We start from the raw sequence: 23,441 nt of genomic DNA, 5'->3' as shown, positions 1-23,441 counted from the left end.
AAATTGCGAGCATTCCCATGACCAGCCCATCCTCCGCAGGCGAAAGCGTCTTTGATCCGTCCCGCAGCTACAAGGTGCTTGTCTGCGATCTGATAGGACTGAAGCTTGGGGAGGATGGCAAACCCGACCCATCGGAGGCGAGGGCCCATATTGAACTCCGGGGCGGTGTCTTTCATTTCGGCGCCATCGGGGATGCGGGTTCACTGCAGCCGGGCGTGCTGCATTTCTTCTACCAGCCAGATCTCAGCACTGCCGCAGATTTACTGGCGGCGGCTGGCGAGGGGCAATACGACGCGGTGATCGCGGCAGCCACCTTCCTGCCGGCCGAGACGGTGTTCCCGCTCGGCGGTGTGCGGATCGGCGCCGGTACCGGCAATATGGGGTCGCTCTCATGGGGCGGTGGTGGTGGTGAAGGCGGGGCGGCGCCGCTGATGAACACCCCCGGCATCAACAGCCGGGCGACCGCCCAGATGGCGATGAAGGCCATCTTGAAGGTCGTGCCCGACCTTCCGGTCGATACCCTTCACATCCTGACGTCCAGAGGAGATTTCGATACCGGTCGCCAGCTCCGCGACTATCCGACGGAGAAGATGGAAGGCAAGACGATCGCCATTATTGGTTATGGTAATATCGGTCGTGAGCTGGCCAAGCTGGCGCGGGCCTTCGGTATGCGTGTCGTCGTCCATGCCCGCGCCCATCATCGCAAATGGATCGAGTCTGAAGGCTTCGTCTATGGCGACAGCGTTGCCTCAGCCGCTTCCGGCGCGCATGTCCTCAGCGTGCATGTCGGTCTCGGCAGCCTTGATGCAGCAACAGGACGCTATGCCAATGCGGGTTTGATTGATAAGGCAGTGCTTTCCATGCTCGCGCCCGGCGCCATTCTGGTGAATTATGATCGCGGCGAACTTGTCGATGTCGATGCTTTGGCGAATGCGCTGGCGAGCGGCAAGGTGCGGCACGCCGCAATCGATGCCGATCTGTTCAAGAACGCTGCGACCGGCGAACTGACCGGCCCAATGGTTCCCTATCTGCGGCTGGTGGAGCACTACCCGGATCGGCTGGAGCTTCTGCCGCACGCGGCCGCGGACACCGATCATCCCTCGCGCGTCGCCGGCGCGAAGCAGGCTATCGATCAAATCTACGATGCCATCCGGACGCAAACCGTCACGAACCTGAAAGGGACTTTGCCGGAAGGGTATAGCTCCGCAGGTAGCAAGACCCCGGACGGGATAGGAACGGTTACCGTCCAACACCTGCTCGACCTTTGCCACTCCGGCGGCAAAGCCGCGCAGTTGGGGTCATTGTTGTCAGAGCTGGCCGACCGCTGGCGTACCATCGCTTCTGCCTCCGATGATAAGCGTCGCGCGGTCATCGAGGCGAACGGCGAGGATCTGATCAGCGGCATAAATCACCTGTCGGGCTTTATCGAGATGATGGGGTTAAGAGCTCCGTACCGAAGCTGATCCGCAAACGATCTGATGCCGGCAGGACCTCGAATGCTATGAGCTGTCGCGAATGATAAGGCGCCCAGGTGTGCTGCGTGTCTCCGCGGGTGGCAGCAGCTCCTTGTTGGCAATGAGGAACAAGAGGCGTTCCACTGCCTCCGTCGCCAGTTGCTCGACGTCGTTGTGAATCGATAAAATTGGTGTCGTCGCCTGTGCCACATAATCAGTGTCGTCAAAGCCGACGATCACCAATTCCTCATGCACCTTGAAGTTGGATTTCGCCGCCCAGCGTAGGGCGGCGAGGGCGGTCAGGTCACTTGTGGCGAATATGGCGGACGGCGCGTCATCTTGCGCCATGAGCTCGTCCATTGCATGGAAGCTTGCTTTGATCGAGTGATCAATGGGGATCAAAACAATGGTCGGGTCATAAGCAATGCCGGCAGCTTCAAGTGCATCGCGATAACCCCTGCAGTTTGCCGACATTACCAACTGTGCTGGTGAATGAAGGTCCCAACGTTCCGATGCGGCGATGCCCGCGTTCGATAAGATGGTTCGTAGCGTCGAACGCCCCCTTCGTTCGTCAATGCCGACTGCATCGATGCCTGTTGCGTCCGTGTGAATCAACAGACCGTCGGAAAGTTGTTGCGCCGAAGCGCCTTCAAGTGATCGACGTTGGAATGTGCGATCGGGTAGATGAGAAGCCCGTCGATCATTCGCGCCCGGAAAGCGGCGATCGCCTTGAGCTCCTCTTCCGGGTCGCCGTTCGAGGAGGCGAGAAGAACGCTGTACCCGTGTTTGCCGAGTGTCTTCTGAACCATGTGGACGACACTCGTCAGACCAGGGTTGGTGATCTCGTGCAGGATCAACCCGATCGTGTTGCTTCGGTTTAGGACGAGCGACGCCGCGATCTTGTTGGGTACATAGTCATTTCGCCCGCGACACCGCGGATGCGGTCCCGTGCTGCCTGCGAGATGCGCGTGCTTCCGCGTAGAGCAAGCGACACGGTGTTTTTCCCGTAGCCTGTCTTAGCTGCAATGTCGGCCAGTGTGACTTTTCGCGGTCGCATCGATGTCGCGTCCAATTTCAGATAATCCTACAGGATCAAAGGAATGCGCGCCTTGCTCGGGCGATCAGGGCATCGCCTTCGAGGTGCATGACAACGACCCCAATATCGGCGACGAGCGCTGGGCAGGGCCGCAGCATGCAGATGGCGAAATATCCGGCTGCGCAGAGTTTTTTAGACCAGGAGAGAAAATTGACTTATCAGAAGGTGGGGACCGCCGCCGAAGGGGCTGGGCGGCAATGGGCGATGGCATGATCGATTGGGGCAAGGCTCTGGCATTATTTACCCGCGCGGACCACGTCGCGGTCGAACACGATGAGCCCAATGACTTGTACGAGGGCGCGTGTCGGTCGATTTCGTTCCTCAATCGCCTAGAGAGCTGAAGCGATGCATTTGTCGTTCCAGCTCGATACGCACGTGACATCGAGCCGCTGGACCCAATCCTGGAGCTTCTGGGGAGGCATGGCGTTTTCAGGGTCGAAGGCTGGAGCGGAAACTATGATACACCCGGCTTCGGCGTGGCTCTGCGTTCACGCGGAATGACGATGCCGAGCGCACATGTGCCGCTCGGCCTTTTGAAGGATCGCGCTTTTAGCCGGCATTTGGTCGAGGAATTCGGTGTTGCTCGACTGGTTGTGCCGGGCGTCTCAGCCGAAATTCTTGCCGACAGGCCGTCCTGCCTCGAGCTGGCGAGGGAGCTTGCCGACCTCTCCGCGGATTTGTCAGCGGAAGGCCTGCGTCTCGGCTGGCATAATGGCGGTGCGGAACTGGCGCCGATGCGCACGGGCGAGACACCGATCGAGCTGCTTCTGGCTGCCGCGCCGGAGCTCGAATGGGAGTGCGATCTCGGGTGGCTGGCGTCAGCTGGGCTCGATCCTGCGGTGGTTCTTCAGCGTCATGGGACTCGCATCACCGCCCTGCATATGCGCGATGTCGCAGGCCAACATGGTGATCCGGCTCAAAAGGGCGGCGCTTATATCGGTTCCGGTGTGCTCGACTGGATAGCGATCGGCCAGGCGCTTTCCTTCACCCGCGTCGATCTTCTGGTCATTGAGCATGACCACGCGGCCGATGTGCCGGATTTCCTTATTCAATCAATCAATTATCTCGACGGCTGGATGAAACACGCCGTCGCCGCGCCCTCTCATCAGCAAAGGTAACTGCCATGCGTCCCAAATCACCACGCCGCCTTCACGACGGCCAGATCAGCCAGCTTGTCGTTTCATCCAGCGATGGCAAGCGGATCGAAGTCATCTACGAAACGGGGGAGCTTATTGAAGCGCCCAACTGGACGCCGGACGGGAAATGGCTTGTCTATAATGGCGACGGCAGGCTCTTTCGCATCTCTCCGAACGGGCTCGACGGTCCCATCCGGATCAACACCGCACCCGTCGAGGATCTCAACAACGACCATGTCATTTCGCCGGATGGCAAGTGGCTGTATATCAGCGCCAATGACGGCCATCTGTATCGCGTTGCGATTGAGGGCGGGAAGCCGGAGCGGGTCTCCAACGAGCAGGATCCCAGCCGTGGTTTTCGCTACTATCTTCACGGCATCTCGCCCGATGGAAAGACACTGGCCTATGTCGGACTGGAGATGGAGGGTGGAAAGGTCGTCACTCGCGTCTGCACAATTCCCGCGGCAGGTGGAGCCGATGTCGTTCTGACCGACGGCGCTTGCCCCGTGGATGGGCCCGAATACAGCCCGGATGGACAGTGGATTTACTTCAATTCGGAGGCCGCTGCCAAATCGCCTGGGCACGCGCAGGTGTTTCGAATGCGGACGGATGGCTCCGGATTGGAACAGATAACGCATGACGAGTGCGTCAACTGGTTCCCCCACCTGTCGCCGGATGGAAAGCTCGTCTCCTATATTGCATTTCCCTCGGGAACCTTGGGGCACCCCGCGGACAAGGACGTAGTGATCCGGATCATGAATCCGGATGGAAGCGGCATCGTTGATATCGATCGCTTCAATGGCGGCCAGGGCAGCATCAATGTTGCCTCCTGGGCGCCAGATTCCGCTTCCTTTGCCTATGTGCGCTATCCGCGCCGAGACGAATAGCGAGATTGCCGGCGACGGTCGCGCCGCTGAGGCCGGTTTTCGGGGCGATGGGTTGCTACGGGTTTCGTGGAATACCTGCAGCAACCCGAGCCCCGTAAACTCCGACGCTCATTCCTGGCCCGAAACACAAACATATAAACAAAACCCAGCTCGCTCTAAAAAGATGCTTGCATCCACTCATTAGTTAGGTAAGTTAACTAATGAAGTTGGAGTGACAGATGATTGCGGGCGTAGACGTGGGCGGGACCAAGACACACATCTTGGTCGAACGACAAGACGGCTCCAGGGCGGAACACGTGCTGGAGACCTCCAGATGGCGTGAGCGGGGCGAGCTGGAAGACGCCAGGAGCCTCGCTGAACTGGTGCTTGCAGTCGAGGGTGGTCAGCCGGACGTGGTCGTGGTTGGCGCGCGCGGCTGCGACGCGGATGCAGACTGTCTTCGCCTTCAGGCTCTTCTTTCCCAGCACTTTTCCGGCCTGGTGCTGGTCCTGAACGATTCCGAGCTCCTGTTGCCGGCGGCGTCGAAGCCAACGGGTATCTCGGTGATCGCGGGTACCGGATCGATCGCCGTCACCCGCAACCGCCATCGGGAAATGATGTCCGCTGGCGGATGGGGATGGTTCCTGGGCGATGAGGGCAGCGCAAGCGGTCTGGTTCGCGACGCCGCCAGGAAGGTTCGCGCGTCTCTCGATGCGGGATCTCCAATTGACAATCTCGGCAAGGCTTTGCTCGACACACTTGAAGTGCAGAGCCCGGTGGAGTTTGGACGCGCGCTGTCTCGGCTCGGCTCCGCTGATCGGATTGGTGCGCTCGCGCCGCTCGTTTTCGATGCCGCCGCCTCGGGTTCGCGCATTGCGGACGAGGTCATTGCCGAGGGTGGCGATGCTCTAGCGTTTCTCGTCGAGCAGCTTGCAAAGCGGGGAGCGCCCGCGGACGCGGTCGTTACCGCGGGTGGCGTTATCAGCCGACAGGAGCGGCTGCTCGAAGCCTTCAGGACGGCTTTGACCCGACGTGTGCCGGGGGCGGCGGTCACGCTCCTTGGTGAGCCTCCCGTCATCGGGGCTATCAAGCTCGCCCGGCTTCTTTCCGAAGGGGGGACGACGCAGACCCTCCCGACGCCGCACAGGGACGGGCGTCCCGACACCAATCAGCCAGGGAGAATGGCATGAACGCCAAGAGGATCGTTCCGGCGAAAAATTGGGGACAGCGCGCCATAGCGGTCGTGCTGATCGCCGTCGTCGCACTCCTGATCTACATGGTCGCGACTAGCCGGCACATCAGCTGGTCGACGATACCGCAGTACATTTTCGACGAGACGATCCTTGATGGCATCCGCCTGACGATCCTGTTCACAATGCTCTCGATGGTCATCAGTATCGTCGCTGGCGCAATTCTCGCAACGATGCGGCTATCCTCGAACCCAGTTCTATCAGGCTTCTCCAGCCTCTACATCTGGTTCTTCCGGGGCACGCCGTTGCTCGTGCAGATCATCTTCTGGTTCAACATCCAGCTCTTCATCCCCAGCATTGATATCGGTATTTTCCAGATCGATACAAACGTCATCGTCACGGCGTTCGTTGCCGCTCTCCTTGCTCTAAGCCTGAACGAAGCCGCCTACATGGCCGAAATCATTCGTGGTGGACTGTTGGCCGTCGATGGTGGCCAGGGTGAAGCGGCCAAGGCTCTGGGTTATACGCCAGCGCAGGCGATGCTTCGGATCATCTTTCCCCAGGCGCTGCGAGTGATCATCCCGCCGATCGGCAACCAGACCATCTCGATGCTGAAGACCACTTCGCTGGTCTCCGTCGTCGCGGCGCAGGACCTGTTGACGAGGGCGCAGAACATCTACGCGCGAAACTTCCTGATCATCGAACTGCTGATCGTTGCCAGCATCTGGTACCTCGTGATGACCACGATCGCCTCCTGCATTCAATACGCAATCGAACAGCGCCTCGGCCGGTCGGCGAAACAGCCTCCCGCTGTCTGGAAGGCTGCGCTCCGTCTCATGCGCGCGGAAGGAAGAAACGGATGAGTGATCGTTCAAAGCAACCTGCCTCCGTCGTGGTTGAGGCAATCGACGTCCACAAGTCCTTCGGGACGCTTGATGTCCTCAAGGGTATCAATCTTACCGTCCGCAAGGGGGAGGTCGTCTGTCTCCTCGGTCCGTCGGGCAGTGGCAAATCGACATTCCTGCGCTGCATCAATCATCTGGAGACGATGACCAGCGGTCGGATCGTCGTAGACGGCCAGTTGATCGGCTATCACGAGCGCGGCGACGAGCTTCACGAGATGAGTGGAAAGGAATTGGCAGTCCAGCGCCGCGATATCGGCATGGTGTTCCAGCGTTTCAATCTGTTCGCGCATCAGGATGTCCTGACCAACATCAGCCAGGCACCAATTCTGAACTGCGGAAAATCACGTGACCAGGCGGTCGCGCGAGCCAAGCAGCTGTTGAAGATGGTCGACCTGGAAGGCCGGGAAGGCGCCTATCCTTACCAGCTATCCGGCGGCCAGCAACAACGTGTCGCCATCGCCCGTGCGCTGGCCATGGAGCCGAAGCTCATGCTGTTCGATGAGCCGACATCGGCACTCGATCCAGAACTGGTCGGCGAGGTCCTGAGCGTCATGCGCAAGCTCGCCGACGAGGGCATGACGATGATTGTCGTTACTCACGAGATGTCCTTCGCGCGCGACGTCGCCGACCGGGTCGTCTTCATGGACCAGGGCGTGGTCGTGGAAGAGGGGACGGCGCGCGATGTCATCGACAATCCTCAGCAGGAACGAACCCGAGCATTTCTCAGGCGCATGCACTGACCAGTCGGCGGTGAGAATCTGAAAAGGTCGCACGTCCTTCTCGTGCAATTTACAAAAGGGGAATGACAAATGAAGAACGCATTTAACATCCTGCTTGCCACTGCAGCGATGTCGTTGCTCGTCGCCGGAACCGCCTCCGCCGCAGGTCTGGATCAGAAGCTCCACGACATGCTCCCTGAGAAGATCAAGACTGCCGGCGAGATCAAGGTTGGTACCGAGCCGCAGACGCCTCCGTATGATTTTTACGCGGAAGACAACAAGACAATCACCGGACTTGAGAAAGAACTGCGTGACGAGATGGGCACGCGTCTGGGCGTGAAGTTTACCGATATGCCCGCGCAGTTCGCCAGCATCATTCCGGGCATTCAGGCTGGACGTTTCGACATGGGCATGTCCGCCTTTGGCGACTTCGCCGAACGCGAAAAGATCGTCGATGTCGTGAACTATATGCTGGAAGGTACCAGCATTATCGTACTGGAAGGCAACCCGAAGAGCGTTCACAAGATGAAGGACACCTGCGGCCTGAAGGCGGGCGCCGTGCAGGGGTCGATCCCTCTTCAGCTTCTCGACAAGCAGAAGACGCTGTGCCCGAGCGACAAGCCGCTCGAGGTGATGCAGTTCCCGTCGAACGACCAGATCAAGATCGCACTGCAGAGCGGCCGCGTCGACGTTTCCATGGATACGACCGGCGTTGCCGCCTACAGCCTCCAGCACCAACCTGAAGGTGCGAAGAAGCTGGAGCTTGTGACCGGCGCCCAGTATGCCGTCGGTTACCAGGCCATGCTCGTCTCCAAGGAGAGCCTGGAACTGCGCGACGCCCTCGCAGCGACAATGCAGTCGATGATCGACGATGGCAGCTACGCCAAGATTTTCGACAAGTGGGGCCTGGGCGAAAACAAGCTCGACAAGGTCACGATCAACGATGCGGCCCGTTTCGCCGACTACATGAAACTCGACGATTGATTTGAGTGCGCCGGCGGCCGGGGGGAGACTTCCGGCCGCCTCATTTTGTTTGAAGTGGATCCGATGATGAATGACAGAGTACCCTACCGCGAGGCGATCGCGCTGCAGCCGACCGCACTTGAGACTTGCATTGCCGCGGTTTCCGAACGTTTGAAAACCCTGGATGTGGCACCGATCCAAAGCGGTCCCGTCGTGCTGGTCGGTATCGGAGCAAGCCTTTATGCGGCCAATGTCGTCTCCGCGCAGATGCGCAGCCAGGGCTTGCGCGCTTTCTCTCTGCCCGGCACGGATCTGTATGACGCTTCCATAGATGCAGGCAGTGCATACATCGCGTTTTCCGCCTCCGGGCGAAGCGAGGAACCTGCCCGCGCGATGGAGATCCGGCCGGATGCGGCGAGCTACGGGATCGCAAAGGCTGATGGCACGCCAATTTCTCGCGTTGTGAAACACATGATCGCGACCGAAAGCGGGACCGATAGCGGTCCGAACACAACCAGCTATCTCGGCTCACTCGTTGCCGGAGCACTCCTCGCCGACAAGGCCGGCACTCCTTCGGGCGCTGACTGGACCAAGCTTCCGGCATTGGCCGCGACGGTACTGGAGGCGACACGCGCGCAGGCAGACAAGGCCGCCCGCATGCTTTCCGGCAAGACGTCGATCGACTGCGTTGGCGCCGGTACGGCTTATGGCACGGCCGGTTACGCGGCACTGCTTATTCGCGAGGCCGCTCGCGTGGCTGCTCAGGATTGGGACACACTGAACTTCCTGCACGGTCCGATGGAGCCGAATGACGGCTCCACCGGCGTGCTGTTGTTCGGCGACGGGCGTGAGGTGAAGCTGGCGCAGGACCTCGCCGGGTTCGGTATTCCGTCAGTGCTGATCACGACGCGCGCCGATATCGCCGACGCCGACAATCTCGTCGTAATCTCGGTGCCCGACTTCGGCAGCCACATCGGTAACGCGGTCCTTCAAGCGCTCCCGGCGCAGCTGTTCATCGCGACGCTGTCGGAGGAGGCTGGTCTGCCAGTTTGCAATTTCCGTTATCGTCAGACCGACACCAAGCGCGACGCCTGATCCGGCGAAAAAAGGAACGCCGCCTTGGCGTTCTCTCCAAGAAGCCTTGCCAGGGCAAAGTCCATGGCAAGGCGCACCGCTCCAACCACAGTGGCCTTGTTCGACAGTTCGCCAACGACGATATCAACCGGCCAGCAAAGCCTTTCGACGGTATTTCTAATCTCAGGCAGAAGACGAGCATTCTGCCCGACGCCACCGCCCACAACGATCAGTTCCGGATCCAGAACACTGACGCATGCTGCGGCCAGATTGCCGATGTCGCGCGCATGCCGATCGACGATCATGCTCGCCGTCGGCTCGCTTTCCACTATGGCAAATAGCTTGCTGGTGTCCCCTGGCGCCTCCTGTGCCGTGGATTTCCACGTCTCGCCGGCGCGCTCCAAGAGTGCCTTGGCGCCAAGATAGGACTCGACCCCGAGCGGTGCGGGCTGCTCGCTTTCGGACCAGGGGAATGGCAGATGCGCAATCTCGCCAGCGCCTCCCTTGAAGCCGCGAAACAGCTTGCCGTCGATCACGATGCCCATGCCCACATTTACGCCGATCTGCATATAGACCGCGAACGAGTGATCCCTCGCGGCACCCTGATGGTATTCTGCGAGCGCGGCGCAGTTTACGTTGTTCTCAAGAAGGATCGGCACCTGGTACGTTTCACTGAGACGCGCGATCACATCCAGAAATCTCTGGCGGTTCGGCAACCGAGCGAGTGTCGGCGAGATCATGTTCGGAAGCGCGATGACAATACAGCTGAGATCGCTCCGCTGCGCCGGGCATTTCGCCAGGATGTCGGAAAGAACGGTTTCGACACGTTCGAACCGCTGGCTGTCCGGCAACGGTTCATAGGTGGTCTCGACCTCTGCGACCTGAAGACCATCGATCCCGGTGGCAATTGCGTGGATCCGTGTCGTCCCGCAGTCCACGCCAATAACCAGGCCCGCCTTGCTGCCGATTGAATAGGTAATCGAAGTCCGCCCCACATTCCCGCGATTGACACCTGCCGGCGTCAAGAAGCCGTATTTTTCGAGTTCGCTGACGGCGGCAGACATTGTCGGCTTCGAGAACTGCAACGCCGCGCTCAACTGCGGACGAGTGGCCGGACCATCGGTCGCAATTGCTCTCAGCACAGCACGCGCGCTGTCCGTCAGGGTAGGGGGCTCTTTGACGTATGACTGAGACAAATCGAAGCCTTCTTGTTGAATAGTTAAGGAGCTTTACCATTGGGAATGTTCCTTGACAAATGAATGCCTTGGCAGCTGCCGGCGCGTTGAGGGGACGTACGTGCTGGGCAAAGCCGGGCGTCACGGCTTCGCCTGGACGAAAACGCAACGTCTCGACTAAAAGAGAGGTGACCGCGGTTTGGCAGCTCGCTATGCGCAAGGAAGACATTTGAAGTCTGCGCCACCGGGCACGAAATAACTCCTACGCCAAACGCGCTCCAGTCGGGGCAGTGTGATTGAATAATGGGTCGGCGCGTTCGCTGAAAACGTGGGTACATAGCGCTTCAGCGCAATTCCATTGAAAGGTTGCGTGTCAAACGCATTGAGTGTCTCCTCCGAGAAAAGCTGGGTGCACCGCATTTCGTCACGAACATTGTGCCTCCTCCACGGTGCAACCTTCTAGCTCTCCGGTGGAAGCTTTCAACCAGCTTTCAGGATGCGCGGAGTTCGCAAGCCGTGCAAAGCGCTCTTTTCTGGAAGTGCTCGAGGGCGAGCCGCGCGCTAGCAGCAAGCCGCTGCCCGTCCGTATCCGAAGCCGAACCTACTGTTCATCGCTTTCGTCATCGGCAATCTTGCGCAACAGATAAAGCAGGGCAACCCGCTCCGCAGGGTTCAACCGCGCCACGGTTTCTTCGCTGATATGGTAGGCGCGGGGATACATCTCCTGCAGCAAGGTCTCTCCCTTGGGCAGCAGGGAGATCACTACCTTGCGGCCATCGGCCTCGTCCTTGGACAGGTTGACCAGCCCGCGAACCTTGAGCCGATCGACAATGCCACGGATCGTGGCCTGATCCACGGAGGTCGCCTTGACGAGTTCGACCTGTGAACTCGGACCCAGGTCATGCAGCGCGCACAAGGTCACGAACTGCACCGAGGTCAGGTCCGGGTCGCTTGCGTTGGTCTGGAAGATCGACAGATGGCGCTGATAGGCCTTGCGCAGAAGATGTCCGACCTGCTCCGTGACGTGGTAGCCACCCTGCGATGCTGGCGCTTCCGGTGGCTGCTGGTCGGTGTCTTTGGCGGTCATTCTCAGCGTGATCCATCATTTATGGTGTCCTGCGGTGCTGCATGAAACACCACAGCAGATTGTGACGGTCAAGGCATGGCGCTCCGCGCGGCTTCGTGCGAAGCGCCATGGTGGCTCGTATCACCCGAAGTTATACTTCATTTCCTTGACGGCGATGTCGCCGTTCAGAACCATCGGTTCGTCGTCGAGGAACAGCGAGCAATTGCGCATCGGGATGTCCAGGTGGCAAGCGGTGTCGTTCGGGCCGCCGAGCTCGTTGTTCGGGCCGGTGGAGAACATGACGTTGCCGTAGAACGAACGGGCTTCCATGCCCATGCCGCCGGGGAATTCGCCAGGCACCATGCGATGCCACTTGGCGTTCTGGTTGAGGCCCCAGCCGACATGGCTCATGCCCATTCCGCGTGGATCGTTGAAGCCGGCCATGTAGGATTTGACCAGCTCGGCGTCGAGGCCGCCGCGAATGTCGGTGATCCAGCCGTTTTCGATCGTGTAGATGATCGGGTCGCGCACGTAGATGTTCTGCGGCAGCAGGATATCGCCAGGAGCAACGACGATCGTGCCATCGACACCGTCGTCATCACCACCCGTGAAGACGAAACCGGACGGCCAATGGTCCCAGCGGCCCGGCTCGTCGGTGCAGGCATATTCCGTGATGGCCGGATAGGTGTTGAGCTTGTAGGTGACGTCGGTGCCGTGCTCGGAGGTGATGCGCATCACCTTCGCCTTGGACAGAAGCTCGCCGGCGAATTCGACGCGCTCGCGCAGTTCCTTCGTCGGCAGCATGCGGGCGAGAACTTCCGGCGGCTCCACCGCGGTCAGGATACGCGTGCCGGCCGCCTGGATCGCCATCTGCTCCGGGCTGAAAAGCAGGAAGATGCAATCGATGAGCATGTCGGCTGCCTTGAGCGCTTCCACGGCCTCCGGCATGGATGCCAGTCCGGTCTGGCCGACGGCCCATGCACCTGCCGGCGGAACCGGTGGCAAACGCATGTGGTACATCTTCGCGCCAAGACGCATACCCGCCGCCATGAAGGCGTCGGCGTAGTCGAGACGCTCGTTGCCCTGGGTGAGGACGATGAGTTTCTCGCCCTCGTGAACGCCCGACATCTTCAGCTGATGCAGGCAGATTTCCGTGAAACTGAATTGATCCATGCTCGTTCCCTTATTTTGCTTGAGGGCTTATGTGCCTCGTACAGTTACGGACAGTCGGACTTGGCCCCAGACTGGACCTTGGCGATTTCTGCGATCGCCTCTTCCTTCGAGACGACATCGCCGTACTTGTTGTCGATGTCGAACAGGTTCGCGTTGTGCGGATCGGGATGCCGGTCGCCGACACAATCGCGCACGACGATCGCCCGGAAACCATATTGGACCGCATCCACCGCGCTGGCGCGGATGCAGCCGCTGGTCGAGCATCCGGCCATGATGACGGTGTCGATGCCCTGCGCATGCAGATGCGAGGCAAGGCTGGTTCCGAAGAAGGCGCTCGCATACTGCTTGACGATAACAAGTTCGTTCTTGGCGGGCTCGACCTCGTCGCAGAACTCTGCGAGCACATTGCCTTCCACCATCGCCTTCATGACGGGCGACTTCTTCACCCACATGCCGCCATCCGCGCAGTTTTCCGCGAGATAGAGAATGCGCGTGTGGATGACCGGAATGCCGGCCTTGCGGGCGGCTTCGATCAGTTCGGGCGTCTCTGCCACGGCCTCGACGACGCCGGGCGCGTAAAGCGGTGCGCCTTCGATCGTATAGGCCTTGAGGAAGTCGATGACGACGAGTGCGGGCCGCTGGCCGAAGCCGATACGGTTGCCCCAGACACCCTGATAATTCGCTTCGGCACTCTGCATTGCGGCTCTCCTCAGTAGGCGCCGGACAGAAGCGCGCCGGCACCCGGCGAAACCGCTTCGAGACCGAGCGACTTCAGCATGCAGTAAGTGGTTGCCACGGCGGCGGTTACCACCGGCTTGCCTGTCATCGCCTCGACCTTGGCGATAACCGGAAGCGAAGGCATCTGAACGCAGGCCGACAGAACGATGACATCGACGTCGCTCAGGTCGAGCGTCTGCACGATCGCCGGCAGGTTTTCGGGGTCGTGCCGGGCAACATCGAGATTGTCGGGAATTTCCAGCGCGCGCCAGTCCTTCACCTCGAAGCCTTCCTCGCGGATGTAGTTCACGACGAGCTCGGTCAACGGCTTCATATAGGGCGCGACGACAGCGATCTTCTTGGCCTTCATCACCTTCAGGCCCTCGATGAGAGCGCCAGCGCTGGTGACGACAGGAATATTGGTGCCTTCCTCGATCGTGCGGCCGGTGAGGCGCTTTTCCGATTCGCGGTGGTAGCCAAGGCCCATTGCCATGATTGCAACGAGGCAGGCGTAGCCCAGCACATCCACGCGGGCGTCGGAAAGCTCGACGGCGCAACGGTCGGACTCTGCGTCCATGGCCGCGAGCTCTTCCTTGACGACCTTCTTCATGCGCATGCGGCTCGAATGGAAGGTGAAGCGCTCCGGCCGGATCGACTGGCGGGCGGTCAGCATGGCGGGGATCTCGGTCTCCATCGTCGTGTTGGAGCTCGGAACGATCTGGCCGATACGGTAAATCTTCTGCACGGACGTATCCTTTGAAGCATGAAACTGGAAAACAGGAACGGCGGGCGCTGGCCCGCCGTGTCGCTAGATCAGCGGGAGAGAAAATCCCCAAGAGCTGCAAAGAAGCCGTCGAAATCGTCCCACGGGATCATGTGGCCACCATCAGGCACACGGGTGATCTCTATGGCGGGCTGGAGCGAGCGTACCTCTGCCTCGTCCTCGGCCTGGATTACGCCGCCGCGCCCGGCCACCATCAGCATCGCCGGATGAGTGAGCTTCGGTAGGTCCGGCAAGATGTCATCCTTGTGGAAGTCTTCAAATGCCGTAACGATCGCCGGCTCGTAGCAGGTGTGCAGCCATTCAGCGCGCAGGGTGCGTTGCTCCTCGGTCCATGTCGGGCAGAATGCCTTCATGTCCTCGGCGGTCATTCCCTGCAGCGATTGGCGAATGGAATCCACATACCAGGGCAGCTTGCTCGGATACGGGCGCCGACCCGGGCCGGAAACCGGCGGATCGATCAGCGCAAGCCTCGAGAAGGCCGCTGGTGCGGCGATCGACGCGCGAATGGCGATGCGGGCACCCATGGAGTGGCCAAGCAATGCCGGCTGTTCCAGTCCGAGGGCTTCGACGAAACCGACGACGTCGGCGGCCATCGAATTCAAGCCGTAATCCAGATCCGGACCGGTCGACGACAGGCCGCGGCCACGCACATCGAGAACATAGACGTCATAGCGCTCGGCGAGCCGTTCGGCGACGAAGCCCCAGGTGATCGCCGGGCTGGTAATGCCGGGGATCAGGACGACGGGGCGGCCCTTGCCGCCATAGCGCAGGTAGTGCTGGCGGATGCCGTTCGCAAAGACATTCGCGCCGTACAGCGCAGCGCCGCTCATGCCGCGGTCTCGCTCTTCAGCGGCTCGGCGTAGATGTCGTAACCGTAGACCCATGCCGGATCTTCTTGCGCCAGCAGGAAGGTGTTGGCGTTCGACACGGTCTGGACACGGGTGGCGCGGTCGCGGCGATTGGCCTCGTATAGTCCGAACGCGGTCTTGAAGCCGTTGACGCCGGTTTCCTGCAAGCAACGGGTCAGCATGGCGGCGTCTTCAATCGCCATTGCGGCGCCCTGGGCCATATGCGGCTTCATCGGGTGGCAGGCATCGCCGAGCATGACAAGGCGGCCCTTGCTCCAAAGCGGCAGCGGATTGCGGTTGAACAGCGGCCACTTGGTCACTTCGTCGGTGCTTTCGATCAGCGCCTGAATGACCGGATGATAACCATCGAACGCGGCTGCCATCTCGTCTCGACTGCTTTCGACGAAGGCCGAATCGAATTCCCACGCAGGATGGGGCACACCGGTGACATAATAATATTCGTCGCGGCGGGAGGTTGTGTAGTAGACCATCATGTGACGGTCCGGACCCCACCACTTGACGCAATCCTCGAAGGTTAGATCGTATTTCTTCAGCTTGTCGGACGAAATGAGCGCGCGGTGACCGACCCAGCCGCTGTAATTCGGCTTCTCTTCGCCCAAAAGCGTTTCGCGAACACGCGAATTGATGCCATCGGCACCGATGACGATATCGGCGCGCACGGAAGTTCCGTCCTCGAATTCCAGCAGAACATCCGTGCCGTTGTCGTCAACGCGCGAGAGTTTCTTGCCAAAATGCAGAGTGCCGGGCTGCAGCGCTTCGCGCTGAATGGTCTGCAGGTCGCCGCGGTGAACAGTGCAGTAGGTGTGGCCGTAGCCTTCCAGCGAAACGCGCGCGGTGTACTCGCCGGTGATGCCGTCGCGACTGAACCAGTGGCTCGGCGTGCTGCTGATGCCGATGACCTTCTGGTCAACGCCGATACGCTCGAAGATTTTCAGGACGTTCGGCCCCATGTGGATGCCTGCGCCCAAACGCGAGAAGCTTGGCGCCTGCTCGTAGATGTTGACATCGAAACCCGCGTGCTGAAGCAGCGCGCCAGCGACCGCGCCGCCGAGGCCGGCGCCGATAATCGCGATCTTTTCTTTTCCGTTGGACATGGCGACCTTTCTTGGCTGCCTTATCGGCAGCGTTGTTCCCATCATTATGAAGTCTGCGAAAAGTCTAGCGCATACGCTCTAAATTGCAATGCCGGAGCTTTGATTTTCATCAAAAACGTTCAGAAAACTGCCTGACAATTGAATATTATAGCGAATTTCGACCATTTGAATTCGGCTTGTCATTTGTCATTATGGAGCGTATACACTTATAAAAAATATAAAAGGGGCAATAGATGCGAAGAATCGGTAACGATCGCATCGTTATGGTTCGCGGGCGTCTGCATGAGGTCCGCCGTGTAACGGTTCGGTCAGCGAGCGAAGACTGGGTCTGTGTCGAGTCCTCTGCGGAGGGCCTGTTTTGACACTGCCAGTTTGCTTCAGTTTGAATGTGAACGACGCCATCAAGAGCGTTGAAGCAAGCCGGGAAACACCACTCCTTTATATTCTTAGAAACGACCTTTCCCTCAATGGCCCGAAATATGGCTGTGGGCTGGGTGAGTGCGGCGCGTGTGCCGTGCTCATGGACGGCCGTGCGGTCAGATCCTGCACCGTGCCCCTCGGCGCGGTTGGTACCCGTTCGGTGACGACGCTTGAGGGCCTCGGTACGCCTGAGCATCTGCATCCGGTTCAGGCGGCCTTCATCGAGGAGGCCGCGGCGCAATGCGGATATTGCCTGAACGGCATGATCATCGCCACGGTTTCCCTGCTCAACCGCAATGCCGACCCCAATGAGGACGACATTCGCGAGGCGTTGCGCCATCATCTCTGCCGTTGTGGAACTCACATGGAAATACTTGCTGCGGCCCGGCGTGCCGTCGCCTATGTCAGGGCCGAACGCGCGCGCATTGACATGTCGGATAATCGCGAAGCCGATCGCGCCACATCGGGCAACAAGACTGAGGTTTCGCCATGACCGACCATCGCGAGATACCCAAGACCCGCTACATGTCCGCCGCCGATGTGCTGCTTGTCGTCAATGACGTGTCGCTGGGCGACGCCGCCGAACTCTATATCGCGATCGATGCCGATAGCCGCGTGATTGCCTTCAACGGGCATGTCGACCTCGGCACGGGGATACGCACCTCGCTGGCCCAGATCGTGGCCGAGGAATTGAGCACGCCCTTCGAACAGGTCGAGATGGTGCTCGGCGCCACCTCGGCTGCGCCGAACCAGGGTGCGACGATCGCAAGCGAGACGATCCAGATCACGGCCGTGCCTTTGCGCCAGGCCGCCGCCACCGCCCGCCATCATCTGCTTGCAAGGGCGGCTGAACGCATGGGCGTAGCGCGTGAGCGGTTGATCCTGGAAGGCGGCATCATTCGCGCCGATGGTGGCGAGAACTGGCAGCTCAGCTTCGGCGATATCGTCGCCGGCGACCATGTCAGGCTCTCGATCGACAATGAGGCTGTCCTGAAGCCCGCTGCGGATTACCGTCTCGTCGGCTCGTCTCGGCCACGCGTGGATATTCCTGAAAAGGCCACGGGACGCTGGACTTATGTGCACGATGTGCGCGTGCCCGGCATGTTGCATGGGCGCGTCGTGCGCCCGCCGTATGCGGGCTTCGACCACGGTGATCATGTCGGCAACAGCCTGATCTCGATCGACGAGGCGTCGGTGGCGCACATCCAGGGATTGGTGGGTGTGGTTGCCATCGGGGATTTCGTCGGTGTCGTTGCGACCCGCGAGGAAATCGCCATCGAGGCGGCGAAGAGCCTGAAGGTCGTTTGGCGCACGCCGCCTGCGTGGCCCGAACTCAATGCTCCGGAACAGGCGCTTCGCGCCAATCCATCGACACCGCGAAAGCTCGCCGATCGCGGCAATGTCGATATGGCGCTGGCCGGCAGCGCGCAGCCGATGAACCGCACCTATGTCTGGCCCTACCAGATGCACGGCTCCATCGGCCCGTCATGCGCTGTCGCGGATTACAGCGATGCCGGCCTGACTGTCTGGTCCGGAACGCAAAACCCGTTTCCGATGCGGCGCGATCTGGCGTTGCTTCTCGATATGCCGGAAGATCTCATTCAGGTGGAGCGCCTGGAAGCGGCGGGCTGCTATGGCCGCAACTGCGCCGACGACGTCACGGCCGACGCGGCCCTGCTATCGCGCGCGGTCAACGCACCGGTGCGCGTACAGCTGACGCGTGACCAGGAGCATGCCTGGGAGCCCAAGGGTGCCGCCCAGATCATGGATGTGCGTGGGGGGCTCGATTTGGAAGGCGGTCCATCCGCCTATGATTTCGAAACGCGCTACCCGTCAAACCTGGCGCCGACGCTTTCGCTGATCCTCACCGGTAAAGTGCCGCCGGTTTCCGATGTCGTGCAGATGGGCGATCGTACTGCAATACCGCCCTATGCCTATGGCAATCTGCGTGTAACCGTGCACGACATGCCGCCGATCGCGAGAGCCTCGTGGTTTCGTGGCGTCTCGGCAATGCCGAACACCTTCGCCCACGAATGCTACGTGGATGAATTGGCGGCAGCGGCCGGTGTCGATCCGATCGAGTACCGGCTGCGCTATCTTCACGATCCGCGTGCCGTCGATCTCGTCCATGCGCTCGCCGAGCGGGCAAAATGGGTGCCGCACACGACGTGGGGCACACTCGGCGGCGAGGGTGACCTGCTTTACGGCCGCGGGTTTGCCTATGCCGTTTATGTGCATGGCCCGTTCCCGGGCAAGGCCGCCGCTTGGGCGGCTTGGGTCGCCGATGTCGCGGTCAACAAGAAGACGGGCGAGATCGCGGTCACCAAGGTGACATGCGCGCAAGATTCCGGGATGATGATCAATCCCGACGGCGTGCGCCACCAGATCCACGGCAACATCATCCAGTCCACCAGTCGCGTACTGAAAGAAAAGGTCGAATTCTCCTCGACCGCAGTCGAATCCAAGGAGTGGGGCGGATATCCGCTGATCACCTTCCCAGAGGTGCCCGCGATCGACGTGCTGATGGTGCCGCGTCAGGACGAGCCGCCGCTTGGCGTCGGCGAGTCGGCTTCCGTTCCCAGTGCCTCGGCCATCGCCAATGCGGTCTATGACGCCACCGGCATTCGCTTCCGCGAACTGCCCTTGACGCCAGAACTGGTGCTTGCCGCGCTGAGCGGCAAGGCCGACGAGCCGGTTGCTACGCCAAAGGCGAAGAAGCGCAAGTGGTGGAATATCGGTCTCTCGGCCGCTGGCGCGGTCGCCGCCTTGTCGGGTCTCGTCACCATGGCCTCGCCCTGGCGCCCGGCGATCGGCACGATCCCGCGTCCCGATCTCAATGTCTACAGTGCCGCCACGATCGAACGCGGGCGTCTCGCCGCGGCGGCAGGTGCCTGCAATGTCTGTCACGTCGGCAACGACGGGACGCCTTTCGCCGGCGGACGCCGCTTCGACACGCCGTTCGGCGCGGTCTACGCCACCAACATCACGCCGGATATGGAAGCCGGTATCGGCGCGTGGTCCTACACCGCCTTCGAGCGGGCCATGCGCGAAGGCATAAGCCGCGATGGGCACCACCTCTACCCCGCCCACCCCTATACGTCGTTTGCGGGCGCTGAGGATGCCGATCTCCAGGCGCTCTACGCCTACATGATGACGCAAGCGCCCGTTGCCGAGAAGGCGCAGGAGACGAAGCTCAACTTTCCCTACAACATCCGCGCGATGATGGCGGGCTGGAACGCTCTCTTCCTCAAGGCCGAGCCGTTCAACTATGTCCAATCCCGCGACGCCCAGTGGAACAGGGGCGCCTATCTGGTGGAGACACTCGGCCACTGTTCCGCCTGCCACACCGAGCGCAATGCGCTTGGCGCGGAAAAAAGTGGCAGCGCCCGGCTTTCCGGTGGCTTTGCCGACGGTTGGGAGGCGCCGGCCCTGAATGCGTTCGCCAAGGGGCCGGTCAGCTGGACCGAGGATGCCTTCTACGACTACTTGCGCACCGGGCATTCGCGCGACCACGGCAGTGCCGCCGGCCCAATGGCGCATGTCGTGGGGGTCATGCAGCCGCTGCCGGACAGCGATATCCGCGCGATGGCCACTTATCTCGCAAGCCTCAATGAGACGCCGGTCGAGACCACGGCGCAGCACGAGGCAGCCATTGTCGCCAGCGACGCCGCCAAGGCGTCGGCCGCCAGGATTTCGCCCAGCGGCGAGCGGCTGTTCAACGGCGCATGCGCCACGTGCCACACCGGTAACACCATCCTGTCGTCTCTGGCGCTGAACAGTAACCTGCATGCGGCGACACCTGACAATCTCATCCAGGCAATCCTGAATGGCGTCGAGGCGCCGGCGATCCTGGCGCAGACCACTGGCCGCGAGGCACCGGAGGTGATGTCGATGCCGGCTTTCCGCCAGCAACTGAACGAGCGCCAGATCAAGGATCTGGCAGACTATCTTCGCGCACGCTTCGCGCCTGATAAACCAGCTTGGAGCAATACGGCGGACGCTATCAAGCGTGTGACGGCAGCAAGCCACTAAAGGGGGAGACGACTTGGAACAGATCCGAACCGGAACGGACACCGATCATCGCGGCCTGTTCGAGAACCCGACGGCTGCGTTTCGCCCATCCGCATATTGGTTCTGGCATTCGATCCCAACGGAAGAGGTCTGCCACGCTCAGCTCAGCGATTTCAAGCTGAAGGGGATCGGCACGATCCTGATCCAGGCGCGGCTTGCGATGCCGCGCGACGACTATCTGTCGCCGGCCTATCTGGAAGCCTACCGGACAGCTGCCGGAATAGCCGCGAGGCTTGGGCTGACGCTCGGGATTTACGACGACTACAACTGGATCAGTGGACATGCCGGCGGCCGCACCGTCGCTGGTCGCGACGAGTTGCGCGAGCGCCATCTGTTCTGGTCGTCCTCTGAAAAGGCGCAGGGCGAGATCAGCGGCATCCATCCGCCATTCACACGGACGATGGGCGCCGATATCGTCGAATGGCAATATGAAGGTAGCGTCTTCGAATGGTGCGAATGGACGGTCGAGGCGGCATTGCTTCATTCGTCGGCGGCCATCGGAAACCTTGATGAGGTGATCGATGTGACCGCACGCACCTCAATCGTCGATAGCGACCACGCGGCCTGCGCATATGCGTTCGACGGAACGATTGAAGACGGCCAGATGCTGACCGTCTTCGTCAGCGCCCGCTCGACCACATCGCGGTTGATCAACTATCTGCTGCCTGAGGCCGCGGAGCAGTTCATCGCGGTAGGGCTTGATCCGCTGATCGACGTACTCGGCGATCTCGTGCCCGATCCCGTCAGCTTCGTCTTCTACGACCAGCCTGCTGCTGGCTTCTACAAGTGGGATCAGATCTCCGGCAGCCTCGGCAACAGCCTGTTGTTTGCGCCGAGCCTGATTGATGCCGTGGCGAGCGGCACGGGAGAACCGTTTGCCAAGAGCCTGCTCGCCCTTTTGCGCGACGTCGGCCCCACGACGTTGCAGCTGCGCGCCGGATTTTATGCCGCCTATTCCGGATTGATGAACGAGGCCTTCTCCGGAACATTGCGGAGATGGGCCGAGAGCAAGGGTATTGAACTCACCGGCCACGAAATCCTGCCGCATATCAGCGCCTGGTCGTTGAACGGTGGCTTCACCAGCATCGACCCCCGGGTGGCGCTTGCCGTCGATTTCTTCGGCATCGATGCCTATCGGCACCAGACGGCGGTCGATTCCAACAATTTCGTCGCCCAGCTTGCGCCCAAGATCGGGGATTCCGTTGCGCGTTCCAATGGCCGCAGCCGCTGTGTCGTTGAAACCTATGCCAGCGCCGAGCGGACCCCGGTGCGCGCCGCCGGGCAGTGGGAATTGACGCTGGAGACGATGCGGGCGCAGGCGATCCGGCTCTATTGCCTCGGCACCCGCCAGTTCTTGTGGCATGGCGTCTACCAGACCGATGGGCGCGACCACGATCCGACGCCATTCGCCAATCCGCGTTTCGATTTCGGGCCGGGCATTAATTTCGAGCCCTGGTGGAGCTATCACGACCTGTTCGCGCAGGAGACCGCGCGCATTTCGGCCTTCATCGAGCCGGCGACGCCGCGCGCGCCGGTGGCGATCCTCTATCCGCTTCAGACGGCCTACGCCGAAGGCCCGCGCCACAGTCACGCCACCCATATCGGCGCGTGGTGCGAAAGGCTGCTCGCCAAACGTTGCGACTTCATGTTCGTAAGCGAGGCCGATCTGATCAAGGCCAGGATCGACGGCGGCCGCATGCTGGTATCGGGGCTCGCTTTCGATGCCGTGATCCTGCCATCGACCTCCGTACTGCAAGCCGCGGAAACGGTGCAGGCGCTCAACGCGTTCAGCGCCGCCGGCGGTAGGGTCGTGTCCTCAGGCGATCGCCTCTCGACTGTGCGGGACGCTGCCGTTCATTCGGATGCGATCGTGTCGAAGCATATTGACCGGACGCCTGGCGGCAGTGATATCGAAGCACTTCTGGAGGCGCTGCCGTCGTTCGGTCCCGTGATCGCTGGCCGTTCCGGGGAATTGCCCTGGCAATGGGTGGGGCAGGACGCCGATGGCTGGTGGCGGATCGTTCTGTTCAATGATGGCGAAACGCCGGTGGTGAGCGAGATCACCTTCGGTGATGGTTTCGACTGCGAGATCTGGTCGGCAGCGACCGGCACGACGGAGCAAACGGCTGCTTTCAACCGGCTGACGGTCACGCTTGAGCCGCAGGAGGTGCGTTGCCTGCGCTTTCGGCAGACGGTAGAGCATGTGACAGGCGAGGGGCATTTGACGACGCAGCCACCGCTCGATCGTGCGCGCTCGGTCTCTCTCGTCGAGGGCTGGACTTTCGCGCCGGAAGGCAGTGCCGGTTTCGCGCCGATCTCGGTGGAGAGCGGATGGGAGACGCAGGGCTTTGCCGAGTTCTCGGGCACCGGCATCTACCGGCTAGCGTTGGAGATCGGCGACGAGGCCGAGTGGTTTCTTGAATTGCCCGACGTCGCGACCGTGGTCGCCGCCCGGTTGGACGGCCGGCAGGTCGATCGACTTGGCTGGCGACCCTATCGTTTTTCGCTGGGGCGATTGCAGCCCGGCGTCCATTCGCTGGAATTGCGCGTCGCGAACACGGCGGCGAACCGCTATTACGCCGACACGCCATATGTCGGCGATACCGTCGACAAGAGCGGACTGTCCGCTGCACCGAAACTCATCCCGTTGATACACTGACCGGAAGCTA

General features: G+C 61.0%; 22 protein-coding genes. 12 read left to right on the top strand and 10 right to left on the bottom strand.

Annotated features, from left to right (window positions below):
• Nucleotides 1-17 precede the first annotated feature (17 nt).
• The gene (locus ACVTFQ_RS23530; RefSeq protein ID WP_112435517.1) at nt 18-1,463 is read left to right on the top strand and encodes an NAD(P)-dependent oxidoreductase; all 1,446 of its coding nucleotides are present in this window, start codon (nt 18-20) and stop codon (nt 1,461-1,463) included.
• A gap of 36 nt (nt 1,464-1,499) precedes the next feature.
• Here the strand turns inward: ACVTFQ_RS23530 and ACVTFQ_RS23525 are convergent, their stop codons facing one another.
• The 3 genes from ACVTFQ_RS23525 to ACVTFQ_RS23515 form a co-directional block, all read right to left on the bottom strand.
• The gene (locus ACVTFQ_RS23525) at nt 1,500-2,069 is read right to left on the bottom strand and encodes a substrate-binding domain-containing protein (RefSeq protein ID WP_162741252.1); all 570 of its coding nucleotides are present in this window, start codon (nt 2,067-2,069) and stop codon (nt 1,500-1,502) included.
• Nucleotides 2,066-2,263, bottom strand: a complete 198-nt coding sequence (locus ACVTFQ_RS23520; RefSeq protein ID WP_470424023.1) for a hypothetical protein — start codon at nt 2,261-2,263, stop codon at nt 2,066-2,068. Before ACVTFQ_RS23520 ends, ACVTFQ_RS23525 begins: the two co-directional genes overlap by 4 nt.
• A gap of 68 nt (nt 2,264-2,331) precedes the next feature.
• Complete coding sequence (locus ACVTFQ_RS23515) at nt 2,332-2,511, bottom strand: LacI family DNA-binding transcriptional regulator (protein WP_112435514.1); 180 nt, start codon at nt 2,509-2,511, stop codon at nt 2,332-2,334.
• A 2-nt stretch (nt 2,512-2,513) separates the two neighbouring features.
• On the opposite strand from ACVTFQ_RS23515, the gene ACVTFQ_RS23510 reads away from it, so the two are divergent.
• From ACVTFQ_RS23510 to ACVTFQ_RS23475, 8 genes are all read left to right on the top strand, one after another.
• On the top strand, nt 2,514-2,891 hold the full coding sequence (locus ACVTFQ_RS23510; RefSeq protein ID WP_162718004.1) for a hypothetical protein: 378 nt from the start codon (nt 2,514-2,516) through the stop codon (nt 2,889-2,891).
• Between the two features lie 162 nt (nt 2,892-3,053).
• The gene (locus tag ACVTFQ_RS23505) at nt 3,054-3,668 is read left to right on the top strand and encodes a sugar phosphate isomerase/epimerase family protein (RefSeq protein WP_113200817.1); all 615 of its coding nucleotides are present in this window, start codon (nt 3,054-3,056) and stop codon (nt 3,666-3,668) included.
• 5 nt (nt 3,669-3,673) lie between these two features.
• Nucleotides 3,674-4,573, top strand: a complete 900-nt coding sequence (locus tag ACVTFQ_RS23500; protein WP_112435512.1) for a tolB family protein — start codon at nt 3,674-3,676, stop codon at nt 4,571-4,573.
• A 218-nt stretch (nt 4,574-4,791) separates the two neighbouring features.
• Nucleotides 4,792-5,742, top strand: coding sequence for a BadF/BadG/BcrA/BcrD ATPase family protein (locus tag ACVTFQ_RS23495; RefSeq protein ID WP_113176970.1), 951 nt, complete (start codon nt 4,792-4,794; stop codon nt 5,740-5,742).
• Nucleotides 5,739-6,605 (top strand): amino acid ABC transporter permease, encoded by an 867-nt coding sequence (locus ACVTFQ_RS23490; protein ID WP_112435510.1) that lies wholly within the window; start codon nt 5,739-5,741, stop codon nt 6,603-6,605. The genes ACVTFQ_RS23495 and ACVTFQ_RS23490 overlap by 4 nt, the downstream gene beginning before the upstream one ends.
• A complete protein-coding gene (locus ACVTFQ_RS23485; protein WP_112435509.1) occupies nt 6,602-7,387 on the top strand; it encodes an amino acid ABC transporter ATP-binding protein in 786 nt (261 codons plus the stop codon). The genes ACVTFQ_RS23490 and ACVTFQ_RS23485 overlap by 4 nt, the downstream gene beginning before the upstream one ends.
• A gap of 69 nt (nt 7,388-7,456) precedes the next feature.
• Entirely contained in the window at nt 7,457-8,350 is an 894-nt protein-coding gene (locus ACVTFQ_RS23480) for an ABC transporter substrate-binding protein (protein WP_470424022.1), read from the top strand.
• Between the two features lie 66 nt (nt 8,351-8,416).
• Nucleotides 8,417-9,424: a phosphosugar isomerase gene (locus tag ACVTFQ_RS23475; protein WP_112435530.1), complete on the top strand. Its 1,008-nt coding sequence runs from the start codon at nt 8,417-8,419 to the stop codon at nt 9,422-9,424.
• On the opposite strand, the gene ACVTFQ_RS23470 is transcribed toward ACVTFQ_RS23475, so the two are convergent.
• From ACVTFQ_RS23470 to ACVTFQ_RS23440, 7 genes are all read right to left on the bottom strand, one after another.
• Entirely contained in the window at nt 9,397-10,467 is a 1,071-nt protein-coding gene (locus ACVTFQ_RS23470; protein ID WP_112949292.1) for an ROK family protein, read from the bottom strand. The genes ACVTFQ_RS23475 and ACVTFQ_RS23470 overlap by 28 nt on opposite strands.
• A gap of 712 nt (nt 10,468-11,179) precedes the next feature.
• Nucleotides 11,180-11,665, bottom strand: coding sequence for a MarR family winged helix-turn-helix transcriptional regulator (locus ACVTFQ_RS23465; RefSeq protein WP_112435507.1), 486 nt, complete (start codon nt 11,663-11,665; stop codon nt 11,180-11,182).
• Nucleotides 11,666-11,785: 120 nt separating this feature from the next.
• The gene (locus tag ACVTFQ_RS23460) at nt 11,786-12,817 is read right to left on the bottom strand and encodes a 2,5-dihydroxypyridine 5,6-dioxygenase NicX family protein (protein WP_111562479.1); all 1,032 of its coding nucleotides are present in this window, start codon (nt 12,815-12,817) and stop codon (nt 11,786-11,788) included.
• A gap of 44 nt (nt 12,818-12,861) precedes the next feature.
• Complete coding sequence (locus ACVTFQ_RS23455; protein ID WP_111562480.1) at nt 12,862-13,515, bottom strand: N-carbamoylsarcosine amidohydrolase; 654 nt, start codon at nt 13,513-13,515, stop codon at nt 12,862-12,864.
• Between the two features lie 11 nt (nt 13,516-13,526).
• Nucleotides 13,527-14,279, bottom strand: coding sequence for an aspartate racemase/maleate isomerase family protein (locus ACVTFQ_RS23450; protein ID WP_112435506.1), 753 nt, complete (start codon nt 14,277-14,279; stop codon nt 13,527-13,529).
• A gap of 68 nt (nt 14,280-14,347) precedes the next feature.
• The gene (locus ACVTFQ_RS23445; RefSeq protein WP_113176969.1) at nt 14,348-15,148 is read right to left on the bottom strand and encodes an alpha/beta fold hydrolase; all 801 of its coding nucleotides are present in this window, start codon (nt 15,146-15,148) and stop codon (nt 14,348-14,350) included.
• Complete coding sequence (locus ACVTFQ_RS23440) at nt 15,145-16,281, bottom strand: FAD-dependent monooxygenase (protein ID WP_111562482.1); 1,137 nt, start codon at nt 16,279-16,281, stop codon at nt 15,145-15,147. The genes ACVTFQ_RS23445 and ACVTFQ_RS23440 overlap by 4 nt, the downstream gene beginning before the upstream one ends.
• A gap of 358 nt (nt 16,282-16,639) precedes the next feature.
• Between ACVTFQ_RS23440 and ACVTFQ_RS23435 the strand changes: the two genes are divergently transcribed.
• Genes ACVTFQ_RS23435 through ACVTFQ_RS23425 form a run of 3 tightly spaced genes read left to right on the top strand, consistent with a single transcriptional unit; the run spans nt 16,640 to nt 23,431 of the window.
• Complete coding sequence (locus ACVTFQ_RS23435; RefSeq protein ID WP_313760395.1) at nt 16,640-17,194, top strand: (2Fe-2S)-binding protein; 555 nt, start codon at nt 16,640-16,642, stop codon at nt 17,192-17,194.
• Entirely contained in the window at nt 17,191-20,733 is a 3,543-nt protein-coding gene (locus ACVTFQ_RS23430; RefSeq protein WP_113176968.1) for a molybdopterin cofactor-binding domain-containing protein, read from the top strand. Before ACVTFQ_RS23435 ends, ACVTFQ_RS23430 begins: the two co-directional genes overlap by 4 nt.
• 13 nt (nt 20,734-20,746) lie before the next feature.
• Nucleotides 20,747-23,431 (top strand): carbohydrate-binding protein, encoded by a 2,685-nt coding sequence (locus ACVTFQ_RS23425; RefSeq protein WP_113176967.1) that lies wholly within the window; start codon nt 20,747-20,749, stop codon nt 23,429-23,431.
• The last annotated feature ends 10 nt before the right edge of the window (nt 23,432-23,441 follow it).

It is taken from the genome of Rhizobium sp. O111 (assembly GCF_055616315.1).
This window is presented reverse-complemented; position numbering and strand designations above follow the sequence as displayed.

Excerpts from the sequence above, each read along its gene's own strand:
- ACVTFQ_RS23530 (WP_112435517.1), top strand. The coding sequence starts at position 18 with ATGACCAGCCCATCCTCCGCAGGCGAAAGCGTCTTTGATCCGTCCCGC.
- ACVTFQ_RS23520 (WP_470424023.1), bottom strand. The coding sequence starts at position 2,263 with ATGGTTCAGAAGACACTCGGCAAACACGGGTACAGCGTTCTTCTCGCC.
- ACVTFQ_RS23515 (WP_112435514.1), bottom strand. The coding sequence starts at position 2,511 with ATGCGACCGCGAAAAGTCACACTGGCCGACATTGCAGCTAAGACAGGC.
- ACVTFQ_RS23510 (WP_162718004.1), top strand. The coding sequence starts at position 2,514 with ATGTCGCGTCCAATTTCAGATAATCCTACAGGATCAAAGGAATGCGCG.
- ACVTFQ_RS23505 (WP_113200817.1), top strand. The coding sequence starts at position 3,054 with ATGCCGAGCGCACATGTGCCGCTCGGCCTTTTGAAGGATCGCGCTTTT.
- ACVTFQ_RS23500 (WP_112435512.1), top strand. The coding sequence starts at position 3,674 with ATGCGTCCCAAATCACCACGCCGCCTTCACGACGGCCAGATCAGCCAG.
- ACVTFQ_RS23495 (WP_113176970.1), top strand. The coding sequence starts at position 4,792 with ATGATTGCGGGCGTAGACGTGGGCGGGACCAAGACACACATCTTGGTC.
- ACVTFQ_RS23490 (WP_112435510.1), top strand. The coding sequence starts at position 5,739 with ATGAACGCCAAGAGGATCGTTCCGGCGAAAAATTGGGGACAGCGCGCC.
- ACVTFQ_RS23485 (WP_112435509.1), top strand. The coding sequence starts at position 6,602 with ATGAGTGATCGTTCAAAGCAACCTGCCTCCGTCGTGGTTGAGGCAATC.
- ACVTFQ_RS23480 (WP_470424022.1), top strand. The coding sequence starts at position 7,457 with ATGAAGAACGCATTTAACATCCTGCTTGCCACTGCAGCGATGTCGTTG.
- ACVTFQ_RS23475 (WP_112435530.1), top strand. The coding sequence starts at position 8,417 with ATGAATGACAGAGTACCCTACCGCGAGGCGATCGCGCTGCAGCCGACC.
- ACVTFQ_RS23470 (WP_112949292.1), bottom strand. The coding sequence starts at position 10,467 with ATGTCTGCCGCCGTCAGCGAACTCGAAAAATACGGCTTCTTGACGCCG.
- ACVTFQ_RS23465 (WP_112435507.1), bottom strand. The coding sequence starts at position 11,665 with ATGACCGCCAAAGACACCGACCAGCAGCCACCGGAAGCGCCAGCATCG.
- ACVTFQ_RS23460 (WP_111562479.1), bottom strand. The coding sequence starts at position 12,817 with ATGGATCAATTCAGTTTCACGGAAATCTGCCTGCATCAGCTGAAGATG.
- ACVTFQ_RS23455 (WP_111562480.1), bottom strand. The coding sequence starts at position 13,515 with ATGCAGAGTGCCGAAGCGAATTATCAGGGTGTCTGGGGCAACCGTATC.
- ACVTFQ_RS23445 (WP_113176969.1), bottom strand. The coding sequence starts at position 15,148 with ATGAGCGGCGCTGCGCTGTACGGCGCGAATGTCTTTGCGAACGGCATC.
- ACVTFQ_RS23440 (WP_111562482.1), bottom strand. The coding sequence starts at position 16,281 with ATGTCCAACGGAAAAGAAAAGATCGCGATTATCGGCGCCGGCCTCGGC.
- ACVTFQ_RS23430 (WP_113176968.1), top strand. The coding sequence starts at position 17,191 with ATGACCGACCATCGCGAGATACCCAAGACCCGCTACATGTCCGCCGCC.